Raw genomic sequence first — 18,034 nt, forward strand, 5'->3', positions numbered from 1 at the left:
ATCGTTCCGATCCTTCCTTATTCATTGCTCAATTAATATAATCTAAATTATTATAATTACGATTATATAGAATCATTCAGATAATAAAACATGGACTTCATTGGTAGGGAAAAGGAGATGAGGCTCCTTGAGAATCAATATCTTCATGTCGAGCATCCTTTGGTAATCGTCAAAGGAAGGCGTCGTGTCGGCAAGAGCAGATTGATCAAGGAGTTCTGCAAGGATAAGCCCAACTTCTTCTTCCAGGCCAACAGAGAAAGCGCCCATTCCTTGCTATCATCGTTCAACCTTGCATTGTCCAAACACCTGGGAGTAAACATCAATCCCGATACCTGGGAGGATGCAATCTCGATGTTCGTCAAGCTGTCCGGCCCAGGGAGAAAGATCTTGGTCATCGACGAGTTCACTTACATCACCAAGAGCAACAGGGATGCAGAGAAGGAATTCCAATCCATATGGGATAATACTCTCAGCAAAGAGGACGTGATGTTCATACTGTGCGGTTCGTACAAAGGTCTGATGGAGGACCTCACTGATTACGGCGGAGCGCTTTATGGCAGGAACACATGCGATCTCACGGTACTTCCGTTGCAGTTCAGGGATTGCATCCGCGGGAAGGATTACCGTTACGCCGTCGAGGAGTATGCCTTCACGGGCGGCATTCCCCATTACATGGAGCTGATGGATCGCGAAAGACTTGTTCTGGACAACATCGAGCGTCTGACCATGAGCCTTGGATCTCCCCTGATGACGGAGATATCCTATCTCATGGAGGAGGAATTCAGGGATACGGCCATATATAATACGCTCCTGAAGACCATCGCCCAGGGTAACCGCAAGATGGAATCCATTACTTCTGCTACCAGGCTGAAGGCATCCGATGTAATGCCATATCTGAGCAGGCTCATCGGTATGGGCATGGTGGAATCGAAAGTATCGCAGAAGGAGAGGTCTCCGGAGAAGAGCAGGAACAGACTCTATACGATCTCAGACAGGTTCATAGCCATGTGGTACAGGTTCGTGTATCCATACAAGAACGATATCGCTCTGGGCATCAATGATGAGGCTGTTCGCGAATTGAACGATCACTACATCGATTCCCATGTAGCTTTCGTTTTCGAGGACATATCTAGGTCAGAGCTGAGAAGATATCTGAGGTCCAAATCCATCGCAGCATCATACGGATCCTATTGGGATGGCAAGACAGAGATAGATGTGGTCGCCATAGATTCGAAGAATAAGACGCTGTATGCTGGCGAATGCAAATACAGGAAGGATAAGATAGGGGCAGAAGTGGTGAATCACCTGGTAGACGCATGCAGCAATCTGAGAGCATTCAAAGAGTACGAGGTGATCCTCTGCTTCTTCTCTGCTTCAGGGTATACAGAAGCTGCCCTTGCGGCAATGAATGGGCACAATGCGCTCGTGTTCGACAATGGTGAGCTGATCACCGAATACGGAATGATCACAATAGGCCGATGACGTCACCGGCGTATTGCACTGTGATCATGTTCGGATCCTCTTTAAGCCATTCTTCCCTGGTCATAGACCCGGAGCAGACGCCCACGAATACAGCGCCAGCATCCCTGGCGGAATGATAATCCGTCTTGTTGTCTCCCAGATAGAGGATCTCGGAGGGCTGGACGCCCAGTTCCTCAGCGAAATACACCATCGCCTTGGGTGAAGGTTTGGCGTCGTCGTAGTCGGCATAATCCCTGCCTACGACAGCATCGAAACAGTCGATCACCCCTGCATTGGTAAGAGCGGTCACTCCGTAGCGATGACTGCCCCTGGTGAGGAGACCGACCTTAAGCCCCATGGATTTCAGCTGTCTTACGCATTCCAGAGAACCGGGGAAAAGCCTCGCCTCATCCACGAATTCCAACTCTATGCTGTTCAGATCCGAGTCGATCTCCTTAGAGATGGCCGAAAATTCATCAGCACGTCCGTTGGCAGCGAGCCAATCAAGGATGGGTCTCCTCAATCTCTTCTCTGTTGTGAACACCAGCTGATCGAACGGGATACCGTGCCTAGCACAGGCGTTCTGGTCAGCCATATTGATCTTGCCGTAGTCGACATGAGTGTTCAGGAAGGTCCCGTCCAGATCGAATCCGACTGCCTTGATTCCTTCGAACATCCTCACTGCCTCTGGGGAGGCCACATGCCTCTCAGCCTTCCGCCCTCCCTCTCGGGATCCATCGTGCAGACCTCAAGTCCGGGCACGATCATCCTCACCGAAGGGACTCCAAGCTCGGGGCGGGTGAGGTCTGCGCAAATGACTTGGTCGAACCCCGCATCCATCAGACTCTGGAGCACGACCTCGATGTCGTCGAGGACATAATCAGTCGATCTGTCCTTCATATCCTCCAGGTACACCTTCTTGGGGTGCTCGGAGAACCACATGTGGTTGAGTTTCTTGATCTTCTCGTATCCCATCTCGATGGTTGCTTTCTGGAGCTGGGCGTTGATCTTCATACCGTGCTTGTGCGTGGTCCTGCTCTGAGCTACCTCGGTGATGGCCCTCACGGCCGCGATCTCAGGGTTGAGATGCGTTCCAACTCCGATGGTGAGCATCTCGGGGTCCTTGGTCCTGACATCATCTGCTGCCGCACCGATGGTGGGGATACCGATATCGGATGTGAGGTCCTTGAGGTGGATCTCCACACCCTGGTCATTGAACTTCTTGATGAGCTTGGCAGGCACTGAATCCTGGTCCCTGATGAGGACATCGGCATTGGCACGGTCGTTGTACTCGGCTATGCTCCATGCATCCCTCTCGATGTCCTCGAACAGCGCATGCAGGATAGCTTCCTCTATTGTGTTTCCTGAGGCCAATCCGTTTGTGTGGAAGCTGAAGAGCTGCAGATCGTCCTCGGGGTAATACGGATAGTACACGGCGCATGCGGGCACCCAGATGGGGCATCCTCTGAACATCTCGAATGCCTCGACCCATGCAATCTCCGTGTTCCTGTTGTACATGTCGAGCACCCTCAGCGGGAGGATCATGTCCACGGGGTTGCAGGTCATCATGACCTCCGATGCCTCGTTGTAGGATCCGTATACGACCTCATCATCCTCTCTCTGCTCTGCGGAGTACCTCTCGATGGCCTCCATTATCGCTGATGCCTTGGCCTGCTCCACGGTCGGGCCCTTTCCGTTGTAGTACTTGGGTTTGCCTAGGGCGGTCTTCTGTCTGTCGATGGAGAATACGGGTATGCCGAGGTTGTCTGTCGCGGTGATGTCCTCGGGAACACCCATGCCGGCCTTGTCCAGCAGGGGAAGCACCCTATCGAGGGTCTCTTGTGTGGGGATGACTCTGATCCCCGTCTCCTTAGAGCATTTCGGACAGCGCTGCAGCATCATGTACGTATCCTTCCTGGAAAGTAGCGTCAGGTGATGGTAGTAGCCCCCCTTCTGTTTCAGGTGGCATTCAACTTCGCGTTCTACCCACGGGTCCCGGGCAGGTCTCCCCCGTTGTATGAACTTGCTCCGATGGGGGGTCGCCGTTTCACCAAATCCCCGGGAACGTCACCGTCTGACGGATCATCCTTGTTACCGGGTCTGTGTCGTTTCTGGGCCCTTGCCACGGCTCTCGCCGTACAGGCTTGCGCCTGTCCATCTTGCCCTTGGAGGAGGGAACTTCCTCAGCCATCCTTGCGGATTACCGTCGGCCACCCTCCATCTCCTAACGCTCTGAGTTTATGGAGTAGGTGTAAAAAAGGTTGTTGCGGTGATGAGGATTCAGCCCCATGAATCGAATATTCGAATCATATTCGAACGTTCGAGGGGAATATAGTTAATATTATAACCTTCGACTAAAATGAAGTAATTGTCCGGGGCGTTGCTATCTATCCAACATTCCGAGAGAATTGCTATTCCATCCAGATGCGAATCACGCGTTCCAAGTTACGATTCGCGCCTTTCTCTTATCCGTCCCGGACATTCACCAAGCTTCTGAGATGCGCTATCCATTCGCATCTCTTATGCTCTACAATTTTCCAATATGATTTTAATATTTAAAATAGTTTTGGAAGAATAATGAGCTATGACGTGCACCTGTGCATAATCGGCGATTCACCGGAGCCTGTTTTCGGCATCCTGAGGTCCGACAGACAGGTGGACAGGATCTACCTCCTATGCGACGACGATCCTGTTCACAAGGATGTGCTGGACACCCTTCTTTCAGGATTATCCGCAGTAGGGATAGGCGACGTCACGGACATTCAGATCGATCCTGACGATTATGACTACACCCAATCGATCATAGCCTCTATCCTGGAGGATGAGAGGCGTTCCCATGAGGATGCGCTTTTCCATGTCAATTTCACCTCAGGAGACAGCTTAAGTGTCATAGCCCTCAGGCAGGCCGTGGAACCCTATGATTCCGATTATTACTACATCAGGAACGGAAGGGCTGTCAAGATAGGCGGCGATTCGGTCACCGAAGTGACCTCACTGAGGCTCCAGACGAAGGTATTGGACACGTTCATGATGTTCAAATCGTCCGATTCCAGGACGAACTCTGAGCTCAGGGGAGACCTCTCCGCGCCCGCATTGTCCTACCGTACCAAGGAACTGGAGAGGATGGGGCTCATCGCCAGCGAGGGATCCAATAGGAACCTGTCCTGGAAGGTGACTTCGAAAGGCAAGCAGGTCCTTAGAAGATTCAGATGATTCCATTCTGACAGGAACATCCGAACCGTTCTTCGCTACTGTTAAGAACTGACGTAATCATTCGCCATGCAGATATCATGAGCGATTTCGATACACTTTGCAAGCAGTTGGAAGCTATGGATACCGAGACTTTCACAGAGATCTTCAACGAGCTCTCCGTGGAAGTCATCAACGAAATGGCGAAGATCACACTCGATGGCGGAGATGCCTTGGAGTCCTACCTCCAGTTCATCCTGGCCACCGTGGCGGCCGATGGAAAGCTCTCCGAGGAGGAATTCGAGCTCTTGAAGCCCATCTTCGACATGATCACCGAGGAGGACACCACCTACCAGGAGGGAGTCTCGATCTTCAAGAACATGGGCCTGGACTCTCCGGATGCATACAAGGAAATCATCGACACCATGGTCGACGTCATCGGCCTGGTATCGGAGAAGACCAAGGACGACATCATCATGCTCTGTCTCCTGGTATGCGCCATCGACGGAGAGGTCACTCAGAAGGAGAAGGAGTGGATCGCACAGCTGGCCCTCCCCCTCACAATCGACGTCACCCCCATGGAGTACATCGATGCATTCCTGACCAAGGCCCAGGTATTCACCCTCGCCACAACGGACGGAGACCAGCCTAGGATGAGGATCTTGGGGCTCAAGCTGAACCTCGACGACAAGATCTACTTCGGTGTCGGAACCTTCAAGGACGTCTACAAGCAGCTGAAGGCCAACCCCAAATGCGAGATCCTCGCATCAGTAGGAATGGACTTCCTCCGCTGGGATGGAAAGGCCGTGTTCTCCGATGACCCCAGGCTCCTGCCGATGCTGAAGGCAGTCATGCCCGAGCTGGCGCAGATGTACTTCGACATGGGATGGTCCTTCGGATTCTTCACCCTCGAGGGCGGAAGCGCAGAGGTAGTCAACGTCAGCAACCAGAAGATCAAGATCTTCTGAAAACAGAGGGGGACAACCCCTCTTCAACACCTTCACTTTGGACTTCTGACGAGTATTTTTAAATATAGCCAGTGAAAAAATGTTAGGATTCACTAAAAATCTATGATCATACGTTCAAATCATCAATCATTTTAAATACGGTCCAACTGTTCAGTTGCTCAGAGGTTACTCAAATGCCCAAAATCATTGAATCAGAGTGTGTCTCATGCGGAGCATGTGCAGATGCTTGCCCCTCAGGCGCTATCACCATCGGTGACGTCGCAGTCATCGACGCCAGTGTTTGCACCGACTGCGGAGCATGCATCGACGAGTGCCCCTCAGGCGCTATCGAGTGAAATCGTTACGTGTAATCCATTACACGTCAAACCCTTTCAATCCCTCTTTTTCTTATTGTATCTGACTACTGCAGGCACCTGATGGCATAGGTCCTGTCCGTGCAGCACATCCAATCCAGGTCTTTCTCTGAGAAGCGATTCAGCAGGATCCTTCATGGTCTCCCAGCTGTAGAATATGACGGCATCCTTGCCAGAGGTGTCGGGATATACCGAGCACCCGATTCCTAGATCGTTCGCCATCTCGGCGACGAAGTCTACGAGATTCTCTCTGCCCATGCGTCTGATCCCCGTAACGGCATCGATGCTCCTGTCCTTCAGAAAAGTCTCCACCTTCAGCTGGAGATCGGAATCGTCATAGGCACTCTTGGAGCAGAGCTCATCCATGCACACAAATCACAATCCAGACATATTAACGATGGCGGTTCGAAGAAAAGAATGAGGTAGGACTTCTATATATAGATGTATACTATACTGAGTCCAGAGGAAAGGAAATGACATCGAGCAAGTACGAAAGGGAGATCCGTTTCCTTGGGAAGCAGGCCGACCATCTTGCAGCCTAGAAGGACGGCATCTTAGCGAAAGGCGAGCTTTCCGATGCGGACAAGTCCTGTGTGGAAGAGATCGATAGAACCATCAGGCAGTACCTTGACCGCAAAAAGGAGATCGAGGATTCGTACATCGAGGCAGGACTAGAGCTTCCGCTCGCCAGCAGGAATCTCAACGCAAGCGTCTACCCCATCGGTGTCTCCTTCGAGCCTGTAGGAAGGGATTACAGGAAGCTTGTCATCGACGAGACCAACGCAAGGAACGCCGAGGCAGCGAAGGCCTATGAGGGCTACGAGGTCCCGGACACGGACGACATCGACGAGCTGAACGACATGGTGAAGTCCATGACGGAATCCCTCAAGGTGATGGAGGAGAAGATCGTCGAGGCAGACATGAACGATGATGCGGGCGAGCTCTCCAGGCTGACAGAGGAGAAGAACAAGCTTCAGTTCAGGCGTGACAACACCATCAACAAGATCAAGGCCCTGAAGGCCGAGGGTGCACGTTCCGCCACCGCATCCGGTGTCAGTAAGGAATTCCAGGACAAGGTCATGAAGAACGAGCAGGACATCGCTTCCATGAAGTCGCAGATCGCGATGGTCAGGAGCGACGTCTACGAGATGAAGGATATGCTCGCGCAGATGATGGCCCGTCTCGGAATCCGCAACCGTGACGATTACGATCAGAACGACTGATCGTCAATTCTATTTTTGTAAAAATTAAAGGCCCCCGGAAGGGGGCCATGATTAAAATCAGGCTACAGGCCTGAGTTTGAGGGTGTTCAGACAGGTCTTGGGGCAGACCCTCTCACATCTCCTGCAAGCGGTTCCACCGCACTTGTCCGTTTTGACCTCTGCCCACTGCTCGCCGTTCTTGGTGACAATGGTGAGTGCCTTCTCGGGACACTCCTTCATGCACTTGTGGCAGTCTATGCATCCGTCCAGTTTACCGGTGGTAACGGTTCCTGCAGTGATGATGTGGACCTTGCAGTCCTCGGTGTCGGGCAGATCCCTGACTGCGAGGCGCCTGTGGGCGACAGTCTCTGGATCGGGGAGCTTGGGCAACGGCTTGATGCCGTACATTCCGAGCATGTTGTTGTACTCGCTGAAGGGCATTCCTCCGCACCAGAAGGAGTACTCGATGGAGTAGATGTTCTTGAAGATGTCCGAAGTAGCGAACATGACGTGCTGCGCCAGGAGCTTCTTGGCGAATGCCTTCAGCTCATCCATGGTGATCTCTCCGAAGATGATCTTCCTGGCCATTCCGATGGAGGTGTTTCCGAACTGAGTGATGTCGGTAGCACCAGGCGTTACCATTCCGACCTCCATGGCCTTGATGGGATCCACATAAAGTCCAGATGCTCCGGACATGTATGCCTTCTTCACATCGTCTACCCACAGTCCGGCGGCATCCATCAGAGTGAGGAATCCGCAACGCAGGGCTCCGATGGCCTTACCGGCTTCCTCCACATCTGCCGAGCTGATCTTGATTCCGTCCTGGAGTGTGAGGAATCCGTCCTCGGTCATGATCTTGGAGCTCTGGATGAGTCCTGTCTTCATTCCGTTGGCGAGAGCAGCGATGACTCCTGTTCCGGTGATTCCGACGGCCTTGCCGTGCATGGGTCCCTCTTCGAGGACCTTTCCGGTCTTGGGATCGATGAGGTCTCCCTCCTGGGGTGCGATGGTGTCGTCGAGGACGATGCATCTCCATCCCTTGTCTGTGATAATGACCTCGCTGAGTGCCCCGGGTGCTGCGAGCATTCCCCTCTCGATCTGCTGTCCCTCGAGGGCAGGTCCTGCAGCGGCGGATCCTGTGTAGATGTTTCCGTTGACGACCAGAGCCATCTCGGCGTTCGTTCCGTAGTCGACGACCAGACAAGGCTCGTTGACCTCGAGGACGTCAGTCATCATCATCATGGCCATTGCATCAGCACCGATCTCGTGTGTGACCGCGGGAGGTATGATGACTTTGGCGTTGGGCATACCGATGAGTCCGATGGAGGACGCATCGATGATCGCTCCGCCCCTGTCGGGTGAGACGATTCCGAGAGCCTCGATCTTGTTCTTTCCGGCGTAGGCGAGGTCCCTGATCTCGATGTTCTGGAAGAGCGACAGCTGGAAGGGGTTACCGCAAACAGCGACGGTCTCGACCTTGGACAGATCGATTGCAAGCTCCTTGAACAGGTTGTTGACGGCGGTGACCATCAATCCGTTCGCAAGGTCTTCTCCTACCTCGATAGCATAGTTGACGTGATCGATGACATTCATACCGGGGATAGGGTGGCGTTCCGTGATCGCGGTCGCGACAGTCTTCTTGGAGTCGAGCTCCACTGCCTGACAACGGAATCCGCTTGTACCCAAGTCCAATGCAATTCCATATCTCATTTTATCCCTCTGGGGGTTGTAACCGGGACTGGTAACCGATTGGCTACATATAAACAGAACGATAGGAAGGAAAAACTCTACTCACACAAGTGTGGCCAGTGTGTCAAGTAAATAGAAAAGGAAGAAGTGGGCCAGCGCCCCTTGCGGGGCACCGGCAGTTAAAGTTTGTTTCAGTATCTGTAGTTCTTGGGGTCGTCGTAACCGCCGTACATGACACCGGTGTTGTAGGGAGTGATCTCGAATCCCCAGCTGGCCATGCGGGCGAGAGCTGCGTCGTAGACCTCGAGGTACTCCTTGGTGGGCCTGACGGTCTTGACGTCGTAACACTCCTGGAAGGTCTTTCCAAGGTCGGCGCTGGTGTACTGAGGCTCGTACCACTGGACGAACTTCTTGAGCAGGTCGTTGACCTCAGGGATCTTCATTCCTGCGGTCTGTGCGGCTGCCTCTCCCATTACACGGGCTTCCATTCCGGTGATCTTGTCCTGTACGACTCCCTTTGCGACTGCGGATCCGGAGAGGAGCTCTCTTCCGGAAGCGGTGTCACAGATTGCCTGGGCTGCGGTCTCGATCAGTCCCATCTCGGTGCAGGGTCCTGCAACGGGGTAGTACTGGTTAGCGAGGAGCAGGTCGGTGTTGTTGTCGACTGCTGCGCAAGCGTGTCCTGCGACTGCGAGGGTCTCCTTAGCCATGGTGGTTCCCCACCTGATGTGGATAGGTCCGTCAAGGTGGAAGTTACCGGAGAAGAGTCCGAAGGATGCGAGTGTCGTAGCGACATCACAGATTGCGGTCTCCTCGAGCTGTCCGCAGTATCCACCGAAGATGGGCATCTGCTCGATCATGATGGTGTCTCCGGAGATTGTCCAGCCAGCGAGCATGTTCAGTCCGGTCATATCCATCTTCAGCTCGTTGAGCTGAGAGCACTCGTGGGCATCGGTGATCCTGTGTCCGGCGTTGGGGCAGTCTGCGACAAGCCTTGCTGCCTCGGACAGAGGAGTCTCGGGTCCCTAGACACCGAGTCCGGGCCTCTGGGCCCTGGTCCTTGCCTCTTTGGTCATCCTGAGCTCCTGCATTGTCGCGCGGACCTCGTAGGGGGTCTTGGACTTTGCGGGCTTGCCCTCGACGGTAGTCATAACTCCGTTAACGAGGTCGTCGACGATTCCCTCCTGGGCGTAGGACTGCATGATCTGAATGAATACGTCCTCAGAGACGGGTGATCCGGTAGGTCCTCCCTGAATGACGGGCTTGATGGGTGCGTTTCCGTGTCTGGGGTAGAACCTTGCGATGTCCCTTCCCTCTCCAAGGATCAGCTTTTTGGGTGCCCTCTTGATTCCCTCCCAGATCTCCTCTTCCGTGAACTTCATTACACGGCCGAGGTCCTGGCAGTAGAATCCGCATGTGACGAGCATCTCGAGACCAGCCTGGAACAGGTTGTTCTTTGTCTCGTTGTCCTCGGGGACGAACTTGTCGCCGAAGTTGAGCTTGTACTTCTCCTTCATTGCTGTCGCTGTCTCAGGGATGATCTTGTAATCCCAGTCTGCCTCAGGGACCTTCTTTCCCTTGAGGAATCTCTCGTACACGTCAGTAACGGTCAAGAACCTTGTTGCTGCCATTTTATTCACCTATTATTGGGGTTTGTTTTCCAAATCAGTTTCCAGTGAGCTGGTCGACGAGTCCGATGATCTCGTTTGCAGTCTCAGAGTAACCGTCTGCTCCGATTTCGTCGCACCACTCTTTCGAGCAGGGTGCTCCACCGAATATGGCTTTATAGGGGGCTTCCATCTCTTTAATGGTTTCTACCAGTTCTCTCTGGGATTCAAGGGTGGTGGTCATGAGTGCAGATCCACCGCAGACGGATGCGTTGTTCTCCTCAGCAGCGTCCATGAAGTCCATTGCGGATGCGTCAGGTCCGAGGTCGATAACATTGTATCCTGCTCCCCTGAGCATTGCACAGCAGACGTTCTTTCCGATCTCGTGGATGTCTCCCTCGACGGTTCCCATGACGACGGTTCCCTTCAGGTTGCCCTCTCCGCTCTCCATGAGAGGCTTGAGGATGTTGAGTGCTGCCTCCATTGTCTTGGATGCTGCAACGACCTGGGGTAGGTAGATCTCTGCCTTGTCGAACCTGACTCCGATGGTCTCCATTCCCTTTCCGAGGCCCTCTCCGATGATGGTTCCGATTTCCATCTTTGCGTCGATTGCCTTCTGGGTAGCTTCCTGTGCAAGTTTGATGTTCCAAGTCTCGACGGATGTCTTAAGATCCGCCAGAATTTCCTCATTTGCCATTTTTTATTCCTCCTTATTTTGTTGCGTCTATAGACGCCGCAACAGTTTTCTGTTGTCTGAAAATAACTAGCAAATGGTCAGTATATAATACTTTTTGTTAATTTATCCATGTTAAAAAGTTCTTTATTTAAAGGTTTCTAATTTTTGAAAATTCTGATTTTATCATATTTAAACTTAGTGTTGAATGATACATCCAACTGACAAAAATTTATATAGAAATTGTAAAAAATTTGGAGTTAGCGGACAAATTATCCTATTCTTTATTCTGAAAAAGACGTTCAAATACCGATTTTTCAGATGTCTGGCTGTAAAAAATGTTGATTACTCATCATTATCTCAGGGATCGCAGCAAAAAGGTAGGATACATCCAAGGGTGGACATTTTTTCCTACAGGTTTTTCGAGGCGTTCCAAGAATCATGCTCCTCGTCTGATCTCCTAGCATATAGTTTCTTCACTTTCTGATAATTAATAATAAATAATAATATGCTGGCCTATAGCTATCTATTAATATGATAAATCAGAGCCGAACCAATTTTATATCGATTTTAGGCTTATTATTAATAATATGAAATCCGATTTCAACAATCGGTAGCGAGGGTTTATACACCCCTTTCACAAGCGGAGTTGGATAGGATGACGGCACGTAGGTATGTTGATGTTTTCGAAGCCTACAACCGCTTCGTGTCCGGAGATAAGATTTCCGAGAAGGATTGGGATTACTACATCGTTCCCAACACCGCCGCTTTGATGAAGAAACGCTACAACATCAATTTCGGAGACAAGATCCTCCCAGAGGACCAGGACATGGTGGACCGCCTGTTCGTCGCCGGGATAGATATGCTCATCTCAACCGGAATCTACAATAGGGATACCGGAACCCGCATGAAGATCACCGAGGACGAGATCTACGAAGGTCTCAAGATGGCTCCGAAGAAGCTCAACATCGGCAGCGGGAAGGATCAGGTGGAATGCACGCCCCGCAGAGGGAACAGCATGGCGAAGCCCATAATCGAAGGAGGCCCCACAGGAGCTCCCGTTTCTGAGAGCATCTACACCACTCTGATCGAATCATACGCTCAGGAACCCACTGTGGACACCATCGTGTCCGGTGTACTGGAGACTGTCAAGGGACACCCTTCCGTCAAGAACTCTCCTTGGGAGATCAGGGCCACGGTCGTGGAGCTATCATATGTGAAGGATGCGCTGATCAATGCGGGAAGACCGGATATGGGTGTATAGGGCCCGCAGACTCCTCTGACCGTCCAAGGACGCATCGTTGCAAATCTCCACGATCAGATTGGAATGAGGCATTCGGATCTCCATGAGGCTTCACAGCTCAACGAGATAAAGGTCGACATGAACCTTCTGAACATGGTCGCTGGTTGGCATCTTTCAGGAGACAATATCCTGATCGAGCAGATGCCGATCGTGGGCGGATATGCCGGAGGAATAGAGGAGACCGCAATCTGCGATGTCGCCACTACCATTGCTACTTCCGCCCTGCTCAACGGGGACATCCATCTCGGAGGGCCGATCCACATCAGATGGGGTACCACAACCAACAGGCAGTCCCTGCAGGTGGCGGCCCACACCGCCATGGCGTTGAATACAAACACAGATCTACTGCTGGCGAACCAGTACTATGCGATGGCCGGACCATGCACTGAGATGAATCTGCTGGAGACCGCGGCCCAGGCCATGTGCGACACGGCATCAGGAAGGGAGCTGTTGTCCGGTGTGGCCTCAGCCAAAGGTGTTCAGATGGACAAGGTCACCGGTATGGAATCCAGGATGATGGGCGAGGCATCGATGGCCGCTTGCGGCATGTCCATCGAGGATGTCAACATCGTTCTGGACAGGATAGTATCAACCTACGAGAAGACCTATGCTGAGGCTCCAGCGGGGAAGAAATTCCAGGAATGCTACGACACCGACGACATCCAGCCTACCGAGGAGTACGTCTCGATCTATGACGGTGCCTTGAACGTCCTTTCCAACTGCGGTATCGACTTCTGATCCGCTACAAGTCCCTTGTTTTATACTTGTAAACTATTACGACCACTTATGTAGGCGTAGACGGGCTGCTTTCAGATCGGTCTCAGGGGTTCAATCGACCCTATGCAGATTACATTATGAATGATGCGGCTAGTCTATACTCTGAATTTGATGTATATAAATAAACGCCAATTTTTGCGGAAAACTTATATACAAAAATAAACTCTCATCATCCGTTGGAGGGCGCTCCGGCGAGCAAACGGGTCTCTAAAACCTGTAAGCGGGGTTCGACCCCCCGGCCTTTCGCCATCATTACGGTAGATATCATGGGTGTAAAGTTCACTGATTCTCAGATCCAGCATCTGATGGAATATGGAGACGTCGATTGGTCCGACGCGGAGTTCGATGACGCCGCAGCGAGGGACAAGGAGTTCTCCAGTCAGTTCTCCAAGATGAAGTCGGCAAACGACAAGGGTCTGAAGGACATCATCGCCAACCCCCGCAATGACCTTACCGATCTGGAGAACAGGATCAGGGAGAAGATCAAGGCCAGGGGTTTCATCGAGGTGCACACCCCCATTTTCGTTTCCAAGGCCGCATTGGCAAAGATGACCATCACCGAGGACCACCCGCTGTACAAGCAGGTCTTCTGGATAGATGACAAGAGAGCTCTTAGGCCCATGCACGCCATGAACCTCTACAAGGTCATGAGGGAGCTCAGGGACCACACAAAAGGCCCCGTGAAGATATTCGAGATCGGATCATGCTTCAGGAAGGAGTCCAAGAGCTCCACCCACCTCGAGGAGTTCACGATGCTGAACCTGGTGGAGATGGGACCGGACGGAGATGCAATGGAGCATCTGAAGATGTACATCGGCGACATCATGGACGCTGTCGGACTCGAGTACACCACCTGCCGCGAGGAATCCGACGTCTACGTAGAGACACTAGACGTTGAGATCAACGGCACGGAGGTCGCATCCGGGGCCATCGGACCCCACAAGCTCGACCCCGCGCATGACGTCCATGAGCCTTGGGCAGGAATCGGTTTCGGTCTGGAGAGGCTCCTCATGATGAAGACAGGAAGGAGCAACGCCAGGAAGACCGGCAAGAGCATCACGTACCTGAACGGTTACAAATTGGATTGATATTCATGATAGCGGACATCGTCGCAAAGGGAGAGAAGGAAGGAAAGCTATCTGTAGGCGAGATCTTCCAGCTGATGTCCGTATCGGACAAGGACGAACTGGACTGCCTGTTCTCAGCTGCACGCAGGGTAAGGGACAAGCACTTCGGCAGGAAGATCTTCACATACGGTTTCGTCTACTTCTCCACCTACTGCAAGAACAACTGCACTTTCTGCTATTACAGGACCACCAACAACGGCATCGACAGATACCGCAAGACCAAGGAGGAGATCGTGGAGCTGTCGGCAAGCCTGAAGGATGCAGGTATCAACCTCTCTGATCTCACCATGGGCGAGGACCCCCAGATGTACAAGGACGGTTACAAGAACCTCCTTGAGATAATCTCCGCTGTGCACGACGAGGTCGGCATCAACATCATGGCCTCCCCCGGAGCCCTGCCTCAGGAGATGTTCGCGAAGGTGCGCGACGCCGGGGCTGACTGGTACGCATGCTACCAGGAGACCTACAACAGGCAGCTTTTCAAATCACTGAGGCTCAACCAGAGCTTCGACGACCGCAGGAACCAGAAGATCTGGGCCATGGAGGCAGGACTGCTGGCCGAGGACGGTATGATGATCGGACTCGGAGAGAACGTCAGGGACCGTGCGGAGACCATCGCAGAGATGAGCTCCCTGGGATGCGGTCAGGTCCGCGCCATGACGTTCGTCCCCCAGGTGGGAACGCCCATGCAGGATTTCACGCCCTACGATTCCACCGAGGAGCTGAAGGCCATCGCCATCATGAGGCTCCTGAACCAGGACAATCTCATCCCCTGCAGCCTCGACGTTGAAGGCATCGCAGGTCTAAAGACAAGGATCAACGCCGGAGCCAACGTGGTCACGTCCATAGTTCCTCCGAGCAAGCATCTCGCTGGTGTGGCGCAGCACGAGCTGGACATCGAGAACGGAAACCGTTCCGTCGAGCACGTGTTCGAGCTTCTCGAGGACATGGGCCACCACCACGCATCATCTGCGGAATACCAATCATTCCTGAACGCACACCGCCCGAAGAGAGTGGCCTGATGAGGATCGCAATAGTCGGCGGGGCCCTTCAGGGCATGGAAGCGGTTCTACTGGCCAAGGCCGCCGGTTACGAGACCGTCGTCCTGGATAGGAAGGCATCCGCCCCGGCAATGTCATTGTGCGACGAACCGATAGTCTTAGACCCCACCAAGGATGCGGAAGCTGCGTTGGAGGTCTTCAAAGGATGCGATGCGGTGATTCCCGCATGCGAGGAGATGGATCTCCTGACAACGCTGGACTCGATCAAAGGACGCATGGATGCTCCTCTTCTGTTCGACCTAGCATCATACAACATCTCGAGTTCGAAGAACAAATCGAACAACATCATGGCGTCGGTTGGAGTACCTCTTCCGGAACCCTGGCCGTACTGCGGCTATCCTGCTATTGTGAAACCAGCATCCCAGAGCGGAAGCATCGGTGTCACGGTAGCCCATAACGAGCACGACCTCGAGAACGGTCTGCAGATCGTCAGGGGCCTGGGAGACGAACCGGTCATCCAGGAGTTCGTCCACGGCAAGAGCGTCTCAATCGAGGTGATCGGCAACGGTGAGACCGCAAAATCATACGTCACCACCGAGGTCTGCCTCGATTCCAACTATGACTGCAAGATGGTCCGCTGCAACCCCAACATAATGTCCGATGAGGACTGCAGGAAGTTCGCGGATATCGGAAAGGATGTTGCTGAAGCGATAAAGCTCAATGCACTCATGGATGTGGAAGCCATCCTCACACCCAAAGGACTCCGTGTGCTGGAGATCGATGCCCGTATCCCCAGCCAGACCCCCGCGGCCATCGAGGCGGCTACAGGAGTCAATCTCTTGGAGGAGCTGACCACCACCGCCCTTGGCAAGCCCAAGGACAGGAAGGCCGAGGAAGGATGCTCAATCTACCGTCACGTGTACCTCAAGGACGGTGTCCTGAGGTCGAGCGGAGAGAAGGAGTTCGGACATGTGGTGAAACCGAGGTTCGAGAAGGGACTGTTCGGTGCTGACAACACCATTTCCGATTATGAAAACGGTAAGGAGGAGTGGCATGCCACCCTCATCGTCAAAGGAAGGACGGAGCAGGAGGTAGACCAGAAATGCGATGCCTGCATCCAGAGGATCCTTGACGAATGTTCTATTGAGAGGTTCCTCGACGGAACCCCGGAGATGATCTGATGACAAGGCTAACACCCGATCTGATTGAAGGCGTACCCGATGACAAGCTGGACCTGGATTCCAGGCTGATGAAGATGTGCGGAAAGACCGTGAAGCAGCTGGCGCTGGAGGGTGCCGGAGTGGATCACGATGTGGATTTCTCCAAGGTCAGGGTCGCAGTCGTTCCCATCACGTCAGGAATGGGTGTAATCAGCGGATTCTCGAAATCGGTCGACGCCATCGTCAAGCGCCTGGGCATGGACAGCTATGTCACCGCAGGCACGGATGTGAACGGATTCCAGCAGGGGATCCTGGACAAGGTCGACATGATCATGATGGCCGACGATGCCATGTTCGTCGCATACAACGTCCATGAGGCCAGGAGCACCAACAATTCCTGGGGAACCGCCATGGGTTACGCCGTTGCTCTGAAGAATGCCGCTGACGGTGTCCAGGGCAAGGACGTCCTCGTCATCGGAGCGGGACTTGTCGGCACGGAAGCAGTCCAGATTCTCAAAGGATGGGGTGCTAACGTATCCGTCACGGATATCAAGTTCGAGAAGGCCAAAGCCCTTGAGCAGAGGTTCGGAGTAAAGGCATTGGAGGATGTGGAAGCGGCTCTGGCAGCTCACAAGTACATCCTCAATGCAGCCCCCGCAATCTTCCCCGGAAGGCTCATCCAGGAGGGAGCAGTCATCTCCACTCCGGGAGTGCCCCACTACTTCGATGAGGAGAGCAGGAAGAAGGCCAAAGCGATCATCCACGATCCCCTTGAGATAGGAACCGCCATGATGGCCGTAAACAGCGCCATGTTCTCGATTAAAAAGTGATATGAACAGACCATCATACGGGGTCATCGGTAGATTCTATGGAACTGATCGGGCTGGCTTGGGTCATATTGGGAGGTGTGCTAGAACCTCTTTGGGTCATAGGGCTCAAGAAGTACAGCGAGAAGCACTCCAAATTCTGGTTGCTCTTCACAATCGCAATGATGTACGCCAGCCCGTCATGTCTCGCTTTCGCGATGGGAGAGGGATTCTCAGTGGGGATCGCATACTCCCTTTGGACGGGACTCGGTTCTGTGTTCGCAGTCATATCCGGGTTCGTCCTCTTCAAGGAGAGGCTTGACCGCATCAAGATCATACTCGTGACCATGATCATCATAGGCGTGGTCGGTTTGGAATTGTCGTCGGTGATAGGATGAACAAGCTTTGGCTCTACATATTCATAGGCGGGATATTCGAGACCCTCTGGGCCACCACGATGAGCTTCTCTAACGTCTTCACGGATCCCTTTTGGACCATAGTCACCATACTCATTCTGCCCATCAGCGTGATATTCCTGTACAAGGCGCTGGACGGCGGGCTGCCATCGGGACAGTCCTATTCCGTGTGGGTCGGTATTGGTGCCATCGGAGCTGTCATCGTCAGCATCATCATGGGCGACGTACCTAACCTCATGGGATTCTTTTTCCTGGGCGTCCTTATAGCTGGAGTCATAGGACTGAACCTGGTCTCAGAATGA

The 18,034-nt window shown here is 53.0% G+C and carries 16 protein-coding genes, 1 other RNA gene and 2 pseudogenes; 12 read left to right on the plus strand and 7 right to left on the minus strand.

All coding sequences use genetic code 11. From position 1 onward, the window contains the following. Positions 1-90 precede the first annotated feature (90 nt). Positions 91-1,482, plus strand: a complete 1,392-nt coding sequence (locus tag PED39_06495) for an ATP-binding protein (GenBank protein WII07237.1) — start codon at positions 91-93, stop codon at positions 1,480-1,482. Here the strand turns inward: PED39_06495 and PED39_06500 are convergent. The 3 genes from PED39_06500 to rnpB all read right to left on the minus strand — a co-directional run bounded on the left by PED39_06500 (position 1,466) and on the right by rnpB (position 3,687). Then, positions 1,466-2,161 (minus strand): HAD family hydrolase, encoded by a 696-nt coding sequence (locus PED39_06500; protein WII07238.1) that lies wholly within the window; start codon positions 2,159-2,161, stop codon positions 1,466-1,468. The two genes, PED39_06495 and PED39_06500, sit on opposite strands and share 17 nt — an antisense overlap. Continuing rightward, the gene (locus PED39_06505) at positions 2,140-3,363 is read right to left on the minus strand and encodes a YcaO-related McrA-glycine thioamidation protein (protein WII07239.1); all 1,224 of its coding nucleotides are present in this window, start codon (positions 3,361-3,363) and stop codon (positions 2,140-2,142) included. The genes PED39_06500 and PED39_06505 overlap by 22 nt, the downstream gene beginning before the upstream one ends. Before the next feature lie 28 nt (positions 3,364-3,391). Beyond that, positions 3,392-3,687, minus strand: an RNA gene (gene rnpB, locus PED39_06510) — RNase P RNA component. 351 nt (positions 3,688-4,038) lie between these two features. On the opposite strand from rnpB, the gene PED39_06515 reads away from it, so the two are divergent. From PED39_06515 to PED39_06525, 3 genes are all read left to right on the plus strand, one after another. Next, entirely contained in the window at positions 4,039-4,674 is a 636-nt protein-coding gene (locus PED39_06515; GenBank protein ID WII07240.1) for a hypothetical protein, read from the plus strand. Between the two features lie 77 nt (positions 4,675-4,751). After that, the gene (locus PED39_06520) at positions 4,752-5,618 is read left to right on the plus strand and encodes a pyridoxamine 5'-phosphate oxidase family protein (protein ID WII07241.1); all 867 of its coding nucleotides are present in this window, start codon (positions 4,752-4,754) and stop codon (positions 5,616-5,618) included. Between the two features lie 173 nt (positions 5,619-5,791). Continuing rightward, the gene (locus tag PED39_06525) at positions 5,792-5,953 is read left to right on the plus strand and encodes a 4Fe-4S binding protein (protein WII07242.1); all 162 of its coding nucleotides are present in this window, start codon (positions 5,792-5,794) and stop codon (positions 5,951-5,953) included. 36 nt (positions 5,954-5,989) lie between these two features. Here PED39_06525 and PED39_06530 read toward each other — a convergent pair whose 3' ends face one another. Further along, positions 5,990-6,337, minus strand: coding sequence for a hypothetical protein (locus PED39_06530; GenBank protein WII07243.1), 348 nt, complete (start codon positions 6,335-6,337; stop codon positions 5,990-5,992). A gap of 227 nt (positions 6,338-6,564) precedes the next feature. Between PED39_06530 and PED39_06535 the strand changes: the two genes are divergently transcribed. Next, positions 6,565-7,194 carry a hypothetical protein gene (locus tag PED39_06535; protein ID WII07244.1) on the plus strand — a complete coding sequence of 210 codons (630 nt, stop codon included), beginning with the start codon at positions 6,565-6,567 and terminating at the stop codon, positions 7,192-7,194. Positions 7,195-7,251: 57 nt separating this feature from the next. Here the strand turns inward: PED39_06535 and PED39_06540 are convergent, their stop codons facing one another. The 3 genes and pseudogenes from PED39_06540 to PED39_06550 form a co-directional block, all read right to left on the minus strand. Beyond that, on the minus strand, positions 7,252-8,883 hold the full coding sequence (locus tag PED39_06540) for a methylamine methyltransferase corrinoid protein reductive activase (protein WII07245.1): 1,632 nt from the start codon (positions 8,881-8,883) through the stop codon (positions 7,252-7,254). 170 nt (positions 8,884-9,053) lie between these two features. Then, a pseudogene (locus PED39_06545) lies at positions 9,054-10,493 on the minus strand (monomethylamine:corrinoid methyltransferase). A 34-nt stretch (positions 10,494-10,527) separates the two neighbouring features. Then, the gene (locus tag PED39_06550; protein ID WII07246.1) at positions 10,528-11,166 is read right to left on the minus strand and encodes a cobalamin-dependent protein; all 639 of its coding nucleotides are present in this window, start codon (positions 11,164-11,166) and stop codon (positions 10,528-10,530) included. A 634-nt stretch (positions 11,167-11,800) separates the two neighbouring features. Here PED39_06550 and PED39_06555 point away from each other — a divergent pair. The 7 genes and pseudogenes from PED39_06555 (at position 11,801) to PED39_06585 (ending at position 18,034) form a co-directional block, all read left to right on the plus strand. Further along, positions 11,801-13,183, plus strand: a pseudogene (locus tag PED39_06555) (monomethylamine:corrinoid methyltransferase). Between the two features lie 305 nt (positions 13,184-13,488). Beyond that, positions 13,489-14,310 (plus strand): pyrrolysine--tRNA(Pyl) ligase large subunit, encoded by an 822-nt coding sequence (gene pylSc / locus PED39_06560; protein WII07247.1) that lies wholly within the window; start codon positions 13,489-13,491, stop codon positions 14,308-14,310. A gap of 5 nt (positions 14,311-14,315) precedes the next feature. Beyond that, positions 14,316-15,371, plus strand: coding sequence for a methylornithine synthase PylB (pylB, locus tag PED39_06565; GenBank protein ID WII07248.1), 1,056 nt, complete (start codon positions 14,316-14,318; stop codon positions 15,369-15,371). Then, positions 15,371-16,531: a 3-methylornithine--L-lysine ligase PylC gene (gene pylC, locus PED39_06570; GenBank protein ID WII07249.1), complete on the plus strand. Its 1,161-nt coding sequence runs from the start codon at positions 15,371-15,373 to the stop codon at positions 16,529-16,531. The genes pylB and pylC overlap by 1 nt, the downstream gene beginning before the upstream one ends. Continuing rightward, positions 16,531-17,340: a 3-methylornithyl-N6-L-lysine dehydrogenase PylD gene (pylD, locus tag PED39_06575; protein WII07250.1), complete on the plus strand. Its 810-nt coding sequence runs from the start codon at positions 16,531-16,533 to the stop codon at positions 17,338-17,340. Before pylC ends, pylD begins: the two co-directional genes overlap by 1 nt. Positions 17,341-17,378: 38 nt before the next feature. Then, the gene (locus PED39_06580) at positions 17,379-17,714 is read left to right on the plus strand and encodes an SMR family transporter (protein ID WII07251.1); all 336 of its coding nucleotides are present in this window, start codon (positions 17,379-17,381) and stop codon (positions 17,712-17,714) included. Then, positions 17,711-18,034, plus strand: a complete 324-nt coding sequence (locus PED39_06585; protein ID WII07252.1) for an SMR family transporter — start codon at positions 17,711-17,713, stop codon at positions 18,032-18,034. The genes PED39_06580 and PED39_06585 overlap by 4 nt, the downstream gene beginning before the upstream one ends.

The sequence above is a fragment of the Methanomassiliicoccales archaeon LGM-RCC1 genome, from assembly GCA_030168575.1.
Lineage (GTDB): Archaea > Thermoplasmatota > Thermoplasmata > Methanomassiliicoccales > Methanomethylophilaceae > Methanoprimaticola.